Source organism: Bacillus sp. G16, from assembly GCF_021282335.1.
Lineage (GTDB): Bacteria > Bacillota > Bacilli > Bacillales > Bacillaceae > Bacillus > Bacillus inaquosorum.
The window spans coordinates 109,619-126,429 of sequence record NZ_JAJSOZ010000006.1; the positions used below are offsets into that span (position 1 = coordinate 109,619).

The 16,811-nt window shown below is 43.1% G+C and carries 23 protein-coding genes; 9 read left to right on the plus strand and 14 right to left on the minus strand.

From position 1 onward, the window contains the following. Positions 1-7 precede the first annotated feature (7 nt). Positions 8-856 (plus strand): RsbT co-antagonist RsbRC, encoded by an 849-nt coding sequence (gene rsbRC, locus LWH95_RS09255; protein ID WP_003241625.1) that lies wholly within the window; start codon positions 8-10, stop codon positions 854-856. Positions 857-881: 25 nt separating this feature from the next. On the opposite strand, the gene bshB2 is transcribed toward rsbRC, so the two are convergent. The 4 genes from bshB2 to rarD all read right to left on the minus strand — a co-directional run bounded on the left by bshB2 (position 882) and on the right by rarD (position 3,163). Next, positions 882-1,547 (minus strand): bacillithiol biosynthesis deacetylase BshB2, encoded by a 666-nt coding sequence (bshB2, locus tag LWH95_RS09260; protein ID WP_003220099.1) that lies wholly within the window; start codon positions 1,545-1,547, stop codon positions 882-884. A gap of 18 nt (positions 1,548-1,565) precedes the next feature. Further along, on the minus strand, positions 1,566-1,916 hold the full coding sequence (locus tag LWH95_RS09265; RefSeq protein WP_019258663.1) for a YojF family protein: 351 nt from the start codon (positions 1,914-1,916) through the stop codon (positions 1,566-1,568). Further along, the gene (locus LWH95_RS09270; protein WP_060398833.1) at positions 1,913-2,191 is read right to left on the minus strand and encodes a hypothetical protein; all 279 of its coding nucleotides are present in this window, start codon (positions 2,189-2,191) and stop codon (positions 1,913-1,915) included. The genes LWH95_RS09265 and LWH95_RS09270 overlap by 4 nt, the downstream gene beginning before the upstream one ends. Before the next feature lie 75 nt (positions 2,192-2,266). Further along, positions 2,267-3,163, minus strand: coding sequence for an EamA family transporter RarD (rarD, locus tag LWH95_RS09275; RefSeq protein WP_232919400.1), 897 nt, complete (start codon positions 3,161-3,163; stop codon positions 2,267-2,269). 98 nt (positions 3,164-3,261) lie between these two features. On the opposite strand from rarD, the gene LWH95_RS09280 reads away from it, so the two are divergent. Further along, a complete protein-coding gene (locus LWH95_RS09280; protein WP_003241616.1) occupies positions 3,262-3,720 on the plus strand; it encodes an Hsp20/alpha crystallin family protein in 459 nt (152 codons plus the stop codon). 32 nt (positions 3,721-3,752) lie between these two features. Here the strand turns inward: LWH95_RS09280 and LWH95_RS09285 are convergent, their stop codons facing one another. Next, positions 3,753-3,989, minus strand: coding sequence for a hypothetical protein (locus tag LWH95_RS09285; RefSeq protein WP_232919401.1), 237 nt, complete (start codon positions 3,987-3,989; stop codon positions 3,753-3,755). A gap of 86 nt (positions 3,990-4,075) precedes the next feature. After that, positions 4,076-5,410 (minus strand): gluconate:H+ symporter, encoded by a 1,335-nt coding sequence (locus LWH95_RS09290; protein ID WP_133487226.1) that lies wholly within the window; start codon positions 5,408-5,410, stop codon positions 4,076-4,078. A 342-nt stretch (positions 5,411-5,752) separates the two neighbouring features. Between LWH95_RS09290 and LWH95_RS09295 the strand changes: the two genes are divergently transcribed. Next, complete coding sequence (locus LWH95_RS09295) at positions 5,753-6,142, plus strand: tautomerase family protein (protein ID WP_232919402.1); 390 nt, start codon at positions 5,753-5,755, stop codon at positions 6,140-6,142. Between the two features lie 443 nt (positions 6,143-6,585). Here the strand turns inward: LWH95_RS09295 and yodB are convergent, their stop codons facing one another. After that, positions 6,586-6,924 (minus strand): transcriptional regulator YodB, encoded by a 339-nt coding sequence (gene yodB / locus LWH95_RS09300; RefSeq protein WP_019258668.1) that lies wholly within the window; start codon positions 6,922-6,924, stop codon positions 6,586-6,588. Positions 6,925-7,053: 129 nt separating this feature from the next. Here yodB and LWH95_RS09305 point away from each other — a divergent pair, with 129 nt between their 5' ends. Continuing rightward, complete coding sequence (locus tag LWH95_RS09305; protein ID WP_003241606.1) at positions 7,054-7,662, plus strand: nitroreductase family protein; 609 nt, start codon at positions 7,054-7,056, stop codon at positions 7,660-7,662. A 43-nt stretch (positions 7,663-7,705) separates the two neighbouring features. On the opposite strand, the gene LWH95_RS09310 is transcribed toward LWH95_RS09305, so the two are convergent. Both LWH95_RS09310 and LWH95_RS09315 read right to left on the minus strand, forming a co-directional pair. After that, the gene (locus LWH95_RS09310; RefSeq protein WP_019258669.1) at positions 7,706-8,308 is read right to left on the minus strand and encodes an alpha/beta hydrolase; all 603 of its coding nucleotides are present in this window, start codon (positions 8,306-8,308) and stop codon (positions 7,706-7,708) included. Between the two features lie 15 nt (positions 8,309-8,323). Beyond that, entirely contained in the window at positions 8,324-9,235 is a 912-nt protein-coding gene (locus LWH95_RS09315) for a ring-cleaving dioxygenase (protein ID WP_232919403.1), read from the minus strand. A gap of 183 nt (positions 9,236-9,418) precedes the next feature. Between LWH95_RS09315 and LWH95_RS09320 the strand changes: the two genes are divergently transcribed. Together LWH95_RS09320 and LWH95_RS09325 are read left to right on the plus strand one after the other, a co-directional pair. Next, positions 9,419-9,619 carry a DUF3311 domain-containing protein gene (locus tag LWH95_RS09320; protein ID WP_003241600.1) on the plus strand — a complete coding sequence of 67 codons (201 nt, stop codon included), beginning with the start codon at positions 9,419-9,421 and terminating at the stop codon, positions 9,617-9,619. After that, entirely contained in the window at positions 9,619-11,109 is a 1,491-nt protein-coding gene (locus LWH95_RS09325; RefSeq protein ID WP_232919404.1) for a sodium:solute symporter family protein, read from the plus strand. The genes LWH95_RS09320 and LWH95_RS09325 overlap by 1 nt, the downstream gene beginning before the upstream one ends. Positions 11,110-11,143: 34 nt before the next feature. Here LWH95_RS09325 and ctpA read toward each other — a convergent pair whose 3' ends face one another. Continuing rightward, a complete protein-coding gene (gene ctpA, locus LWH95_RS09330) occupies positions 11,144-12,544 on the minus strand; it encodes a carboxy-terminal processing protease CtpA (protein ID WP_232919405.1) in 1,401 nt (466 codons plus the stop codon). Between the two features lie 153 nt (positions 12,545-12,697). Between ctpA and LWH95_RS09335 the strand changes: the two genes are divergently transcribed. Further along, entirely contained in the window at positions 12,698-13,399 is a 702-nt protein-coding gene (locus LWH95_RS09335; protein WP_003241595.1) for a class I SAM-dependent methyltransferase, read from the plus strand. An 87-nt stretch (positions 13,400-13,486) separates the two neighbouring features. Further along, on the plus strand, positions 13,487-13,738 hold the full coding sequence (locus LWH95_RS09340; RefSeq protein ID WP_003241593.1) for a hypothetical protein: 252 nt from the start codon (positions 13,487-13,489) through the stop codon (positions 13,736-13,738). Positions 13,739-13,820: 82 nt separating this feature from the next. Here the strand turns inward: LWH95_RS09340 and ldcB are convergent, their stop codons facing one another. Next, entirely contained in the window at positions 13,821-14,642 is an 822-nt protein-coding gene (ldcB, locus tag LWH95_RS09345) for an LD-carboxypeptidase LdcB (RefSeq protein ID WP_032732298.1), read from the minus strand. Positions 14,643-14,724: 82 nt separating this feature from the next. After that, positions 14,725-15,426 carry a purine-nucleoside phosphorylase gene (gene deoD / locus LWH95_RS09350; protein WP_003241589.1) on the minus strand — a complete coding sequence of 234 codons (702 nt, stop codon included), beginning with the start codon at positions 15,424-15,426 and terminating at the stop codon, positions 14,725-14,727. A gap of 202 nt (positions 15,427-15,628) precedes the next feature. Here deoD and LWH95_RS09355 point away from each other — a divergent pair, with 202 nt between their 5' ends. Continuing rightward, complete coding sequence (locus LWH95_RS09355) at positions 15,629-15,754, plus strand: hypothetical protein (protein WP_003241588.1); 126 nt, start codon at positions 15,629-15,631, stop codon at positions 15,752-15,754. Between the two features lie 35 nt (positions 15,755-15,789). Here the strand turns inward: LWH95_RS09355 and yodL are convergent, their stop codons facing one another. Beyond that, a complete protein-coding gene (yodL, locus tag LWH95_RS09360; RefSeq protein ID WP_003241586.1) occupies positions 15,790-16,107 on the minus strand; it encodes a shape determination protein YodL in 318 nt (105 codons plus the stop codon). 60 nt (positions 16,108-16,167) lie between these two features. Further along, positions 16,168-16,779 carry a phosphatase PAP2 family protein gene (locus LWH95_RS09365; RefSeq protein ID WP_232919478.1) on the minus strand — a complete coding sequence of 204 codons (612 nt, stop codon included), beginning with the start codon at positions 16,777-16,779 and terminating at the stop codon, positions 16,168-16,170. Positions 16,780-16,811: the final 32 nt, after the last annotated feature.

The following is a 16,811-nucleotide window of genomic DNA, read 5'->3' on the forward strand; positions in this document are numbered from 1 at the left end:
ATCATACATGGCAAAAAATAAAAAATTATACGAATATCTTTCTCAGCATGCGGAGACCATCAGTTCAACATGGTATGAAACAATTGAGGAGACTGATCCGAATTCCATATATGCATCAACAGACCCTGCTGTCATTCACAATTTAAAGAGCCAGAATCTTGCCTTCAACTATAAAATAAACCGTATTTTTATAGATGATGAAGATGTGTACCTGCCTATACTGAAAGAATGGGCCTTTGAAGTCACACAGGATCAAGAGCATTTAAAGACTCCCATCCACTATATTATCCGGGAGTTTGTCAGAGTGAGAGATTTATATGTTTCCTATGTGAAAGAATTTGTCCATATCAATCAGGACACTGTGAAAGGCGAAGAAGCCGAAGACCTTTATCACGCCCTTATAAAAGCGTTTGATCTTGTGATTCATATTTTTATAGAAGAAATGTACAAAAACACAAGTCTTCAGCTTCAAGCCCAAAAAGATATGATTACTGAATTAAGCGCGCCGGTCATCGTGCTGTTTCACAGCGTCGGGCTGCTGCCTTTAATCGGAGATATTGATACAGTTCGCGCCAAACTGATTATGGAAAACACACTGCATCAATGTGCGGAGAAAAAGGTGACACAGCTGTATATTGATTTGTCAGGAGTAGCTGTTATTGATACGATGGTTGCCCACCAGCTGTTCAGTCTGATTGAGGCGCTTCGTTTAATCGGCGTTTCATCAACTTTGTCGGGAATCCGCCCTGAAATAGCACAAACAGCGGTTCAGCTTGGTTTGTCTTTCGAAGATATTTCCCTGAGATCCACCCTCGCTTCAGCGATTGCATCTGACTTGAAATTAAAAAAGGTATAAGGCTAAAGGCCTTATACCTTTTTGATTAATCATTCCATTGATACGTCCAATATACTTCTTCTTCAAACCATGTTGCCATAACAGGTTCATTGTTTTTCAATTTTTCTTCAAGCTCTCTGAGCATGCCTTCTGTTTGAGTGCGGTGAGCTCTTAACGCATTCATTTTAATATCAGCTACTTCTTTGATATCAAGTACGACATCTGCTTCGCCGAGAACTTCTTCCCTGTTGCGTGTAATGGCCATGCAGAGCGTACGCGGACGGTCTTCTTTCTTTTTACGGTACAATGCACGGATAACCGCTTCCCCGCATGCATCATGGTCAGGGTGCACGCCGTGTCCAGGATAAAATGTGACAATTAAACTTGGTTTTACATCATCTATGATCTCTTCCATGATATCAGCTAAATACTCATCGTCTTCAAATTCGAGCGTTTTGTCACGGAGCCCAAGCATCCGAAGGTCATTGATATCCATTTCTTTGCATGCGTTAATAAGCTCTTGTTTTCTTAATAGCGGCAACGTTTCCCGATTCGCAAAAAATGGATCGCCCATATTTCTGCCCATTTCACCTAAAGTGGCGCAGGCGTACGTAACCGGAATGTCTTTCTTTCTGTTTAAGGCAATCAGGCCTGCCACTCCGTATGATTCGTCATCAGGGTGAGGCAGGATTACAAGTACATGTTCTTTCATTATTTTTCACCCTTTTCTTTAAACTGTGAACGGTTTTTCACTGATTTGCAGAGAAATAGCCAGTTTACCGCCCGGCAGGTGTCCTGCCATTAATAAACGGTTGTCTTCATCTACCGTGTATTCAGTCAAGCCTTCAGCATAAATCCAGCCGTCTTCTGTTTTTAAACCAACCCGAAAAGGGCCGTTGCCTTTAATTTTCGCCTGATGATAGGTAACTTTTGCATTGCGGATGTATGCAACAACCGTCATGTTTTTTTCATTTAAGTGCGCTGAATAAGAACCGGTTGTGGTTTCTAAATGAATATATACAGGGCGGTCCGCATATCGTTCTAAAGATGCTTGCACATCTTCTTTTATGATTGCTTTCATGATTGCTCCCCTCTTTCTTCTTTTAAATGCTCTGCGCGTTCTGTATGTAATTTGACCAGCTGATATTTCACAGCCGGTTCGAGCTGTGAATTCACAATGCGCTGGATCGCAGCAAAATATTTTTCCAGCATCGGTTTCCGGAGTCTCGGATGTGTACGTTTATCCAAGAGCTCTAGATCAATCGCCTCTGCTACCGCTTCTGCGTCATCACTAGCGAAAGATCGGTTGTTCCAAAGTGAAGCGTAGGCTTTCACTATCTCTTTATCATTGTCCATCGTCTTGCTCCTTTATGTCTTACATACATGAAATGATTATACATAATATATGGTTCAGCTGAAAAGCCAAAGGCCTCAGTGGCTTTTTGACGCCCGTTTCCACTTTATTTGTGAAAACGTAAACAAGAGCAGCGCAGCCCATATACAGCTGAATGTAAAAGCCTTCGAGCTTGAAAATGGCTCATGATAAACAAACAGCCCGATCAGCAAAGTAATGGTCGGTGCAATATATTGTAAGATACCGACTTGGTACAGCGGCAGCCGTTTCGCTCCTTCCGCAAACAATAATAGCGGCAGCGCCGTAAATACACCGGCAAAAAAGAGAAGCATCCACGTCCCCCCGCTTTCTGCACCCGCGGGCTGGATATGGCCGCTCAGCAGCAAATATCCCAAAGCAATCGGCATAATCATAAATGTTTCCAGCGTTAAACCAATGGCGCTTGACAGGCTTGTTCTTTTTTTGCTTAACCCGTACAGCCCGAAGCTGAATGCAAGCAGAAGCGCTACATAAGGAATGGAGCCGTATTGGAACGCCGAGATAATGACACCGGCCGCCGCAATCGAAACTGCCACCAATTGCAGGCGATTCAGTTTTTCCTTTAAAAATAAAATTCCAAGGAGCACTGATACAAGCGGATTAATGTAATAGCCAAGACTAGCCTCAAGCAAAAAGCCATGGTTGACAGCCCATATGTATACAAACCAGTTAATCGAAATCAGGATAGAAGCGAGAAATAAAGAAAGGTTGCCGCCTTTCTTTTTCAAAGAGCGCAGCTCCTGCCACCCTGTTTTCCATTGCCGCAAGAAAAAAAGCACGATACACATAAAAACAAAAGACCATATAATACGGTGAGCCAAAATATCAAGGGCCGGCAGCTGTTCGAGAAGCTTCCAATAGAGCGGAAACAGCCCCCACATGAGAAAGGAAACGGCTGTGTAAAGAACGCCTTTTTTTGTTTCTGAGTATTGCATTTATATCCCCGCCTTTCTTTAGAGCATCTTATATTATATCACGTGAAAGATCGGGCGGGCATATACTATTTTGTCCGTGAAGAAAGGGTGTGACGACGATGTTTGAGTGGAACAAGTACTTTCCTTTCCACAATCAATTTTCCAAGGAAGCATTAAAAAAAGCAGATCCAAAAGAAGTTGAAACGTATGTAAATCGCGTAATGGAAAGTGTGTTTGGCAGTGATTATGCGGCTCAATTTCCTTTCCGCGATCCTCTCCCCCAAAAAGAACAGCCCGCCAAATCTGCTAAACCTGATATAGATATATTTGAAACAACAGACCATGTGTTTGTAAAGGTGCCAATCAGCGAAAGCCAGCTGGAACAGTTGAAAATCAAACACACTTCTCACGCATTAATGATAGAAAATTTTCCGAATTTGGATCATCCGAAAAAAATAAGCCTGCCTTGTTTAGTCAAACGCAAAGGAACAAAAGCCGTCTATAAGGATGGCCTTCTGGAAGTCATGTTTCAAAAGCAGCAAGACTACAATATGTCCGAGGTAGAAATCATCCGATAAAAAACGGCCTGCACCGATGCAGGCCGTTTTTGTTAATAGAAACCGGGATATCCGCCGTATGGCACGCCGGCACCAAAACCGTACGGTACGCCTCCGTAACCATACGGGACAGGCGGATAAGCATAGGGACGAGGTGCGTTAAACAGAGCACTCCCGAGAAAACCGCCTAATAAACCACCGACTAAAGGAGCGCCAAACAAGAAAGGATTGCGCGCCGGATATCCGGCTGGATCTGGGTTCCCGCGATAATATGAATGATGAGGGTACATGATTTTTCCTCCTTTATATCTGCCTATACGTAAAGTATTCAACAAGGAAGAAAAACGATTGGGCTATGGACTGAATCTGGGTATTGTTACATCACAAGCCCTGCCAATAACACACAACCGAGCCCTGTTACTGAGAGAACTGTTGTAAGCAGCGTCCAGGTTTGAAAGGTTTCTTTCATGCTCAAACCGAAAAATTCCTTTACCATCCAAAATCCTGCATCATTTACATGACATGCGATGACACTTCCCGCTCCGGTTGCCAGTACCATCAATGCCGGGTTTACACTGCCTGCCTCCATAAGCGGAGCTGCCATTCCCGCAGTGGTAAGCGCAGCCACAGTAGCAGAGCCCAAACACAGGCGCAGAACCGCAGCGATAATCCATGCAACGAGCAGCGGCGACATGTTTGTTTGACTGAAAAGATCAGCAACATAATCACCGACCCCGCCGTCAATCAGAACCTGTTTAAGCGCCCCTCCCCCTCCTATGATAAGCAGCATCATCGCGATTTGTGAAATCGATTCGGATAACGATTTGCTAATCTCCTTCATAGGTATTTTACGCGCATATCCCATCGTATAGAGCGCAAGCAAAAGTGAAATGAGCATTGCCGTCCCCGGAGTGCCGATAAATTCTATGATGTCTTTTCCTCTTGAATGTTCTTTGAGTAATAAAGAAAAAACAGTCGCAATGGCCATAAAGATAACTGGAAATAAAGATGTGACAACACTGATCCCAAAGCCTGGTGTTTCATCCAGATGAAATTCTTTCCGCGGCCCTAACGCCGATAAATTTCCGCGCTTTTGATACGCACCGGGAAACCGCTTCATCGCAAATTTATTAAATAAGGGCCCGGCAATCACAGTCGTCGGAACAGCGATGATGATTCCAAAAAGCAGCACCTGACCAATATGGGCGCCGTATGCAACTGAGATGGCAGTTGGCGCAGGATGCGGGGGCAAAAATCCGTGAGTGACATTTAAGGCGGCTGCCATCGGGATTCCCAGATAGAGAAAAGGCATTTTTAATTCTTTGGCAATCGCATAAACAATCGGAATCAACAGAACAAGACCCACTTCAAAAAACAGGGCTATGCCGATGATAAACGAGGCAATGACCACCGCCGCCTGTATTCGTTTCCTCCCAAATTTGTCAATCAGCGTAATGGCAATGCGATAGCCGCCCCCAGCATCTGAGACGAGCCTTCCGAGCATCGCACCAAGCCCAAACACTAAAGCTAAATGCCCGAGCTGCCCGCCTATACCCGCTTCAATTGAAAGAACGATTTTATTGATATCCATCCCAAGTCCGATGGCTACTAAAAATGAAACGACAATAAGTGAGACAAAGGTATTTAATTTTACTTTAATAATGAGAAATAACAGAATCAGCACTCCGACAGCAACGATTAAAATCGGCATGGTACCCCTCCAAATGTGTTTTAAAAATGAATTCGGCACTATTTAAGCCCAGCAAACAGAAAACGCTTTCACTAATAACCAAAAAATTTTGGTTATATGATTGTTATCTTTTGATCAACTAGTGTATTCATACTAATCTCCTAATCAATGACTGTCAATTGTTTTTATGAGTTTTTCTCAATTATCTAACGCCTATCCTATCGATTTGTTAGTTACATGTTGATTAACTTTTGGTTGTATGTTATGTTTTTTATCAAGCTAGCAGCCAGTTTTCATATCTATCCATTGTCTGGAAGCAAATCGAACAATATGAAAACAGACTTCACAAGAGGAGGAATTCACATGCCATTATTACGTTTTGATGTAATTAAAGGGCGTGACGAAAAATCACTGCAATTGTTATTAGATACTGCTCACCAAGCGATGGTCGAAGCGTTTGGTGTTCCGGAAAGAGACCGTTATCAAATTGTCCATCAGCATCCAGCAAACGAGCTTATGATCCAGGATACAGGATTAGGATTTCAAAGAACTAAGGATCTGGTTATCATCAGTATAACGAGCAAAACAAGAACAGAAAGCCAAAAGGAAAAATTGTATGCCCTGCTGGCTGAAAAGCTAGAAGCAGAATGCGGTATTTCCCCAGAAGACCTAATGGTTTCCATTACCGAGAATGGTGACGCAGACTGGAGTTTTGGTCTTGGTGAGGCGCAATTTTTGAATGGAAAACTATAAAATAATGAAACATAGTAAAAAAGAGAGCTTCATCAGAAGCTCTCTTTTTTAATTCTCTCATTTCTTTTTGATAAAAAATCCCAAATTTGGTGGATAGAACCTTGATCTCCTTTTTTTAAATCCAGTTTCGATGCTAATGTAATTCCAATGGAAGCTGACTGGGTTTTGGCAGTAAATATAAAATCTAGGCAGATAGAGTTCCGTTTTGACGATTTGCAAAACGAGATAAATGATGATCCCCATTAACAATAGGTTAGCTGCTAATCATTTTTTCACAGATTGAACATTTCCTATTTTTGTATATTCTCTTCATATTCACATTACTTTTGCAAACCTGTAAAAGCCATTTTGACAAATATAAAAAGTCATGTAAACGGTATGAACCACCACCCCTTACATGACTTTATTATTGAAATAAGACTCTTTCCCGGACGCCTCTTTCCTTATTTCTCTTCTTCGCACACTGTTTCACCGGGCTCGCAAAATTGATCGGCCCACGCCTGCATCTCTTGGAATACAGCTTGAAGCGCTGTTCCTTTTTCAGTCAGCGTGTAGATGACTTTGACCGGCGTTTCAGGGAGAACCTGCCGCTGGACGATCTCGTTTTGTTCAAGCTCCTTAAGGCGTTCCGCAAGCATTTTTTGGCTGATCATCGGTATTGTTTCCGTTATCTCTTTAAACCGTTTCGGCCCATCCATTAGCACATGGATGATCAGACCGTTCCATCGTTTTCCCAGCAATGAAAAAGCGGATTCCATTTTAGGGCACATTGTATTTCCCACAAGTCTTCATCCCTTCATCTATTGATTGACATGTATTCAATGATCCATTACAATAATCTTTCAAGTTACATTTAGTAAGCTTCTAACTTTTCTATTATCATACCACGTTTATCCGAAGGAGGAAACACTATGACGAATACTCTGGATGTTTTAAAAGCACGTGCATCTGTAAAGGAATATGATACAAATGCCCCGATCTCTAAGGAAGAGCTGACTGAGCTATTGGACCTTGCCGCTAAAGCGCCTTCAGCTTGGAACCTTCAGCATTGGCATTTCACAGTATTCCACAGCGATGAATCAAAAGCGGCGCTTCTTCCTGTAGCGTATAATCAAAAACAAATCGTTGAGTCTTCTGCTGTTGTCGCTATTTTAGGCGATTTAAAGGCAAATGAAAACGGTGAAGAAGTTTACGCTGAATTGGCAAGCCAAGGCTATATTACAGATGAAATCAAACAAACATTGCTCGGCCAAATTAACGGCGCCTACCAAAGCGAGCAATTCGCACGTGATTCTGCTTTCTTAAATGCTTCTTTAGCCGCTATGCAGCTTATGATTGCCGCAAAAGCAAAGGGTTATGACACGTGCGCAATCGGCGGATTTAACAAAGAGCAGTTCCAAAAGCAATTTGATATCAGTGAGCGCTATGTTCCGGTTATGCTTATTTCAATCGGAAAAGCATTGAAACCTGCCCATCAAAGCAACCGCTTATCGCTTTCAAAAGTGTCAACTTGGCTGTAAGGATATGAAAAACCTTAGTCCGAAAAACGGACTAAGGTTTTTTTTATACAATCGCATTTTTGTACCATTCGCGAGCCTGTTCAGCTTCATGCTGCGTCAGCTGATGGCCCCCATCCTGCCAGAATACGGAGGCTGATGCCCCGCTGTCACGTAAATAGCGGTGAAGCTCTTCTGATTCTTCCTTCGTGCAGAGAGGGTCGTATTTCCCGGCACCTATAAAAACTGGGAGTCCCGTCATATCAGGCAGCGTGATACCGCGAACCGGAACCATCGGATGATGCAGAATAGCCCCTTTTAAGACATCTTTATAATGGAAAAGCAGGCTTGCTGCAATATTTGCGCCGTTTGAATAACCGACTGCAATCACTCGGCCGCGGTCAAATTGATGCATTTCTGCAGCCTCGTCGATAAAATCTTTCAATTCTCTTGTCCGCTCCACGAGGTCCTTTTCATCAAAGACACCTTCACTCAGGCGTTTGAAAAATCGCGGCATTCCATTTTCAAGCACCGATCCTCTGACACCAAGCAAATGGGCATGAGGGTCTATAAACCGTCCCAATGAAAGCAGATCGTGTTCATTACCGCCTGTTCCATGCAGCAGCAGCAGTACGTTGTCAGATGTGCCTTTTTCATAAATATGCTTCATCGTAAATTCCCCCTTTTAAAGTTCAGGCAACATGTCTGTTATTTGTTGTCTATGTTTCTCCAGCCATACAGGCAATTTTAATGAGGTCCCCAGCTCATCAAACGTTTCATCTGTCATAAAGCCCGGCTCATCTGTGGCGATTTCAAATAAGATACCGCCTTTCTCTCTGAAATAAACGGATGTAAAGTATTCTCTGTCAAGGATTTCTGACGAAGGAAGGTGGTTTTCCGCAATAATCGGGAGCCATTTCGCCTGTTCCTCTTTCGTTGTCCGAAACGCTACATGGTGTACCGTGCCATAACCTCCCACCCCTCTTTTTTCAGGGTGTAAATGTACGTCAATAACGCCCCCGATGGCCGCTGAGGATATCAGTCTGACAATCTTGTCTTCTTCAGCCGCTTTGGAGTATCCGAGACTTTCCGTTAACAATTGAATGGTCGCATGCGGGTCGTAGGAATACAGCAGCACGCCTTTCATTCCCGTAATCGCCTCATATTCTGAAATGCCGTCAGGTGTCCACTCACTTTTATCGCTTTCCTCATCCTCTATGATCGCTAACGGAAGGTCTTCCGTATCATGAAAAACAAGCGCCCTTTCACCGAATAACGTTTTTTCCTCCAGTTTCAGCCCGTTTTTCTCAAGACGTTCCTTCCAAAAAGACAAGGAGCCTTTTGGAACTGAAAAGTACACCCGGCCCGCTTGGCCTTTACCTACCGTTCCCTGCCCGCTTCCTTGGAACGGGAAAAAGGTCATAATTGTACCGGGATCTCCATTTTGATTCCCGAAGTAAAAATGGTACGTTGCGGGATCATCGAAGTTTACTGTTTTTTTGACAAGCCGAAGCCCGAGCACTTCTGTATAAAATCGCAAGTTTTCTTGCGGATCTCTGGCGAATGCTGTGACGTGGTGCAATCCTTCTGTTTTCATTTTCCCACTCCTATTTATCTCGATTTCAAGATATTTATTATTTTAAACCTTTATTGAGCAGGATGCAAACAATGTGTTTTGGTTAAATAATTGAAAAAATCATTTTTTTCTAATAATTATCTTGTGATCTTATCTTACAACTGCTATTATAGTGAGCATTATCATGTTTCAGGAGGAAAGTAAATGGTTAAAAAAGCACTTATTGTTATTCTCATTCTTTTGCCATTCGCCCAACTTGCGCTATTGCCGCTTGTGAATCGAATTGAACCGATTATGTTCGGCCTTCCGTTTTTCCACCTTTGGCTGCTGTTGTGGATTATCATTACGCCGTTATGCTCGTTTGGCATTTACCAGATGCAAAAAAAAGATGGAGGGCTTGAATAATGCAAGGGAATCTCACTGCACTTCTCATTACAGCTGTTATCGTTTTAACCGTTGTCTGTATCGGATTTCTCGCCGGAAGAGACAAATCCTCACGCACCTCGGTGGAAGAATGGTCTGTCGGAGGCAGACGCTTTGGCGGCCTTCTCGTCTGGTTTTTAGTAGGCGCTGACCTCTATACGGCATATACTTTCTTAGGGTTAACCAGTACTGCTTATACGGGCGGAAGCGTTGCATTTTTCGCCATTCCTTATTCTGTATTGGCCTACTTTATCGCCTACTTCTTCCTGCCGAAACTTTGGAAAGTTGCGAAAATTCATAAATTAACGACACTTGCGGATTACGCCCGGGAGCGTTTTGACAGTAAGCTTTTAGCAAGCCTTGTTGCCATCGTCGGTGTGCTGATGCTTATTCCGTACATATGCCTTCAACTGAGCGGCATTCAAGATACGCTCCAGGTTGCCGGCACCGGATATATTAATGTGAAATTCGTTGTCATCATTTCATTTATTCTTGTTGCTCTTTACACATTCTTCAGCGGGATTAAAGGTCCTACTTATACAGCAATCATTAAAGACATTTTAGTATGGGTTATTATGCTGTTTATGGTGGTGTCCCTTCCTCTCATTCATTTTAACGGCTGGACACCAATGATTGACACGTTAGTAAAGGAAGCGCCGCAAATGCTGACGATACCGGCTGATGGGCCAAAAGGCATTCCTTGGTTTATCACAGCATCTATTGTTTCCGCTCTTGCACTTTTTATGTGGGCACATGCGGCTACAGGAGTTTTCACAGCGAAAAGCGCCGATGCAGTAAGAAAAAACAGCATGTTTTTACCGCTTTATAATATTGTTTTAATTTTGGTCATTTTTCTTGGCTTTATCGCATTTCTTGTTCTGCCGGAAGATAAAAATCCAAGACTGGCGCTGCTGCATTTGATTCAAACATCTTACGGCGGCGTGGCACAAGGTTTTGCATATGCCACTATCGCTCTTGCCTCATTGATTCCTTGTTCCATCATGGCAATCGGGGCATCAAACTTATTCGCCAATAACCTATATCGGGATTTGATTCATCCGAATGTGTCTCAAAGCAAGCTGACACTAGTCACACGTTCAATGGTGTTTGTTGTCATCGGCCTAGCGCTTCTGTTTGGAATGCTGTTCCCGACTGCCTTAGTGACACTCCAGTTATTAGGCGTATCCGGCATGGTGCAAATCTTCCCGGCGATTGCTGTCAGCCTATTCTGGAAAAACCAAACGAAAGAAGCGACAGTTATCGGATTATTGGTCGGCCTTGCGGTTACGTTTATTGTGTATACCACTCAATCCGCACATGGCATTTATGAAGGGTTCTGGGGATTGGCCGCCAATATCATCGCTGTGGTTATTCTCAACCCGCTGTTCGTCAAAAAAGCAGGGTCCAATCCTGTTATTGAAGGTTTATTTGGTAATAAACAAGACCAAAACCCGAATCAAAAGGGTGCATAAAAAACCCATACGCGGCAACCGCGTATGGGTTTTTTTACATTTCTTTTTTCAGTGTTTCAATTGCTTTTTCCATTTGCGTGTCATTATTTGACAGCTTCTTTTGAAGTTCTGTCATTAATTTCGTTGTTGTATCGCCAGTCAGTACGCCAGTTTCTTTCAGCTTCTCTTTTTTCTGGAACTGTTTGACCACAGATGCAAAATCCTGATCATACGTACTGTTCACTTTCACCTGATAGCCAAGTGCTTTGAACATTTGCTGAGCTACTTTGACGTTGGTGCCTGAATCACCTGACTTGTACGTTTTATCCGCATCCAAATACGGCAGTTTCGCGTAATCAGGCAGCTCTGCTTTCACTTGAGGCTTGATGCCTTTTTTGTGAATCCATTCACCATCGGCAGTCAGCCATTTGGCGACTGTCAGTTTTACGGTTGAGCCATCATCATATTCTTTTGCTGTCTGCACTGTGCCCTTGCCAAATGTCGTTTCACCGATTAATGGTATGCCTGACGATTCGTGAAGGGCAGCGGCCATAATTTCGGCGGCGCTGGCTGTGCCGTCATTCACTAAAACGACGGTCGGTTTGGTCACTGTTCGTTCTTTTTCAGCCTTCATGACTTCTTTAGAACCGTTTTTGTATTCAACCTGCATGATGTTTTTCCCTTTATCAATAAACAGGTTGCTCATTGTAATCGCTTGGTCCATTAAGCCGCCCGGGTTGCCCCTTAAGTCTAAAATATAGCCTTTGGCGCCTTTTTTCTCTAAACTGTCAATCGCACTCGTCAGCTCTTTAGCAGTTGTTTCAGAGAAAGAAGTGATTTGGATTTCGCCGATGTTGTTGTCTTTCATCTTAGAATAGACGGTCTCTACAGGAATGGTATCGCGCTTAATGGAAAGATCGATATTTCCGACTCCCGCTCTGTTCAGTTCAAGCTTCACTTTTGTGCCCTTTTTGCCGCGGATTAAAGCGACAGCTTGATTTACATTCATGCCTTTGACGCTTTTTCCGTTCACCTTAAGGATTTGGTCCCTCGGTTTGATTCCGGCTTTTTCAGCAGGTGAACCTTTAATAGGCGATACAATAAGGATTTCACCGTCTTTCTCCTCTACTTGGGCTCCGATGCCTTCAAAGGATGCGGAAATCGTCTCATCGAATGATTTTGCTTCCTCTTGATCCATATATGTGGAATACGGATCATCCAGAGATTCAATCATTCCTTTAATTGCTCCGTCTACTAATTTGTCATCATCTGTCTTTTGGTAGTAATCACTTTTGATTTGCTCATACGCTTTATTTAATTTGTCGAACTCGCTGTCTCCCATGCTTGCTGATTTCTGGCCCAGGATGCTGGAATTGCCCGTAATAAATAAAGTAAGCGCTGAAGCGACAACCGCAGTGATCAGCACAATAAAAAACAGTTTTAATTGCCGTTTCAATTAAACACCACCTTTTTCTTCTTACATTATTATCATGGACGAATTCTTATTCGTCAACTCGGAGCAGAAATGAAAGAGAAAACGCCCTTCTTTCGCTTTTCATAAACCTATGTCTTTATACGACATATGATAAAGAAAAAGGAGGATTCGATATTGAGCCGATATTTAGAAATGCTGTCCTTATTCGGTGTCGCAGGGGCGCATCCAGGCGGGCTGGCTTTTTCAAAAGCGGTCTTGCAAAAAGCTGCCCCCTCCCCAGATCAGCCGATTCTTGATGCCGGATGCGGAACAGGCCAAACAGCGGCTTATTTAGGACATTTACTGTATCCTGTAACAGTCGTTGATAAAGACCCTATCATGCTAGAGAAAGCGAAAAAAAGATTTGCAAATGAAGGGCTTGCCATCACTGCATATCAGGCAGAGCTGGAACATCTCCCGTTCTCTTCTGAGTCCTTTTCCTGCGTCCTGTCAGAATCGGTCCTCAGTTTTTCTGATTTGACGCCCTCTCTCCAAGAAATTTCGAGAGTATTGAAGCCCGGCGGGATGCTGATTGGTATTGAAGCAGCTTTAAAAAAACCGATGCCGCCTGCAGAAAAAAAGCGAATGATGGATTTCTACGGTTTTACTTGTTTACATGAAGAAACCGAGTGGCATAAAACTCTTAGGTCTTATGGTTTTCAAAAAACGGAAGCGATAACACTTCTTCCAGATGACATGGAATTTGAACCGACCACAGAAATGGATTTATCGCAAACGATCGCTCCTATCTACTACGATACGCTTCAAACACATTATGAACTCATGCAGATATATAGCGAGTTCATGGGACATTGTATCTTTGTCGCGCATAAGTAAAACGGCGTATCGCCCCCTGTTTTCGTCCAACCTTTTTATCCTATCTATCATATGCTGATAGAAAGTCAGTATAGGAGGGAAACAATATTGGAGAGATATTACCATCTTTGCAGAAACCATCAAGGTAAAGTCGTCAGAATTACAGAGAGAGGCGGAAGAGTTCACGTCGGCAGAATTACACGTGTAACAAGAGACAAAGTTTTTATAGCTCCGACCGGCGGAGGGCCGAGAGGTTTTGGTTACGGATATTGGGGCGGTTATTGGGGATACGGAGCGGCTTACGGTATTTCCCTCGGTTTAATTACAGGAGTGGCTCTAGCTGGTTTATTCTTCTGGTAAGCATAGAATAAATGTATGAACAAATGCTAGATTCACCAAACACAATAAAGCCCGCTTATCAATTGTAAGCGGGCTTTTACTGTTAGATTTTCTTCACTTTTTCAAAGTACTCTTCCAGCGTTAAATCATTATCATGGATGACCTTTGCGGCCTTTTTGCCTACATAGCGCAGGTGCCATGGCTCATATTCGTATTTGGTGATATCTTCTTTATTTTTTGGATAGCGAATGATAAAGCCATATTTATAAGCATTGTCCTGCACCCATTTTCCGTCTGCCGTGCTGCCGAACGCTTCATTTATCTGAAAACCGTTGCTTCGGCTCGAGATGTCCATCGCAAGGCCTGTTTGGTGCTCGCTTTCACCCGGGTAAGCGACCGCTTCCCTTGCCTTCTTTTCCCCTTTTAGGCTGACTTCATTGTTAAAAATGACTTGCTGTCTGTCATACGAACGGTATCCTGAAACAGCTGCCAGTTCATAGCCTTCCTTTTTCGCAGCATCGAACATCGTTTTTAATGCGTCGGCCGCTTCCTTTCTGATGTAACGTTTTTGAATCTTTTCTTCAAAAGAGAACTCTACATCAGGTATGACTAGATCACTAGGTTCATAGTTTCCGGGCAGTGCGTATTCTTTATTGACAAGCGCGAGTATGTTTTCTGGATTTTGAATGGTTTCCAGACCGTCCACTTTTTTAATATTATTGAAATATTTGCTTTCCAATGAAAACGCACTGTCCTGAGTGTTTGCTTTTTTGCTGTCAGCTGTTTTTTGTTCAGTTTGCTTTGTTTCTGCTGTGGTTTTCGTATCCTTTTGAGCATCTCCGTTTGACATGCTGCAGCCGGCTCCGACTATTGCCGTTACACTCAGAGCGGCAGCCAGTGAAAACCATTTACCGGACTTTTTCATATTACATTACCTTCCTTTTATCAATCGTTTCCGCATTCATAAAGAAGAGGCTGCCGGCACCCAGCACGCCTCTTGATTTATTTTATTGTGATACGGAATGTAAAGCCACTTCTATCATATCATGAAATGTCGTTTGACGCTCTTCCGCTGTCGTTTCTTCTCCTGTTAATACGTGATCGCTCACAGTGAGAATTGACAGCGCTTTTCTTCCGTGCTTCGCTGCTAATGTATATAATGCAGTCGTTTCCATCTCTACGCCCAGGACACCGTATTTTGCAAGCTTTTCGATTTGCGAATCGTCGTTGTAGAATTGGTCAGCTGTAAATACGCTTCCTACAGTGACCGGCACGCCTTTATCCTTTGCGGCATCATAGGCATTTTTTAAAAGCTCAAAATCTGCGCAAGGCGCAAAATCAATGCTTCCGAAAGCGACTCTGTTCATTTGAGAATCAGTTGAAGAGGTCATAGCCAAAATGACGTCCCGCACTTTGACATCTTTACGGATAGCGCCGCAAGAACCTACTCTTATTAAATTTTGCACATCGTAGCTTTGAATTAATTCATTCACATAAATTGAAATCGATGGAACGCCCATTCCCGTGCCTTGCACGGAGATTTTTTTGCCTTTATATGTACCCGTAAATCCATACATGCCTCTAACTTCATTGTAGCATTCTACATTTTCAAGATACGTTTCAGCAATAAATTTTGCTCTGAGAGGATCTCCCGGCAAAAGCACTGTGTCCGCAATCTGTCCTTTTTCAGCACCTATATGTACACTCATCTCATATCCTCCTGTAAATCTAAATTATCATCCAGTCCGTTCATTTTACAACGAATGTCATGATGAGACAAACTTCAGCATTGATTATAAAGGAATATGGCGAAAAAAGAAATGTTCCGGGGCCGTTTGGGCACTTCCGGAGAAAAACGGGATAATTGAGGTGTTTATTTGAAAAGCTAACCGCAGGAAGGAGGGATGGGACATGGGTAAAAAACAGCGTAACCGGATCACCGGCCAAAAAAAGAACAACCACATACCTGCAAAAGACGTGATTGCAGCTGAAGAGGCGCACGAGAAAGAGTATTCCGCTGCCAAACGCAAGCCTTAAACTGCAGAAAACTGCGGAAATCCGCAGTTTTCTTTTCATTTTGTCGTTTGTACAATCAGACGATTGATTTTCCTCCATCCGGCGGGAAGCAGTTTATAATATGTTTTCCCTTTTCTTCCTTCATCAATCAGAATCACGTCCCCTGTGGCCATAAATCTCGCATCATAATCACTTGGAACAGTGTCAAATACATTAAACAAAGAGAATGCTCTTTTCAGCACGTCTTGATGATCGCTCCCGTTCAGTTCAGTTCGATAGACGGGTCTGTAGCCCTTTTTTTCGCCAAACCGGGGTGTTTGAAATATTGTCACATCATAGGAACAAGACTTCTTTTTAAACACGGATAACATCATCAAGATCCCCTCCCTTTTATTTCTTTAACATATTAGCGTTTTTGTCCGGTTTTCCTCTCTCTATTTTTGTCGAAACCGCTTAATCTTTTCGTCAAAACCTTTTACGAGGAAAAACAGAAGCAGGCCGAGACTAAAGCCGCCTAGCACGTCGGTCACAAAATGCACACCCAGATAGACTCTGCTTATGCCGACCAAAACCGTGATCACGCCGGCTATGGTGTATACCATTTTTTTATGTTTGGACAAAAACGGGAGGTGTTTTACTAAAAAGTAGGCAACGACAGGATAGACATAGGTAGCGTTCATAGCGTGGCCGCTCGGAAAGCTGAAGGATGATTCATGAACCAGCGGTGCAAAATCAGGCCTCACTCGTTCGATCCATTCTTTTAACACTTTGTTTAACAGCCGATCTGCACCGAATACCAAAAGCATCAAAAGCCCGTCCCATGTTTTTCTGTAAAATAACAGGCCCACTCCAATGATCAGGAGGAGAGGGAACAGGAAAGAAGAAGCTCCAAGATGCGTGATCCCTGTCATGACATCGTTAAGCCATGGCTGGCGAATCAAAACAGCTGCCTTGCTTATCATTTCATCTGCAGATTGAACAGCATTTGAATGAATGACCGCAGCTAGAAAAAGAAAGAAAAGAAACAGACTAACGGGCTTGTACAACATTTTAACCACCTCGATTTTCACAGAAGTCA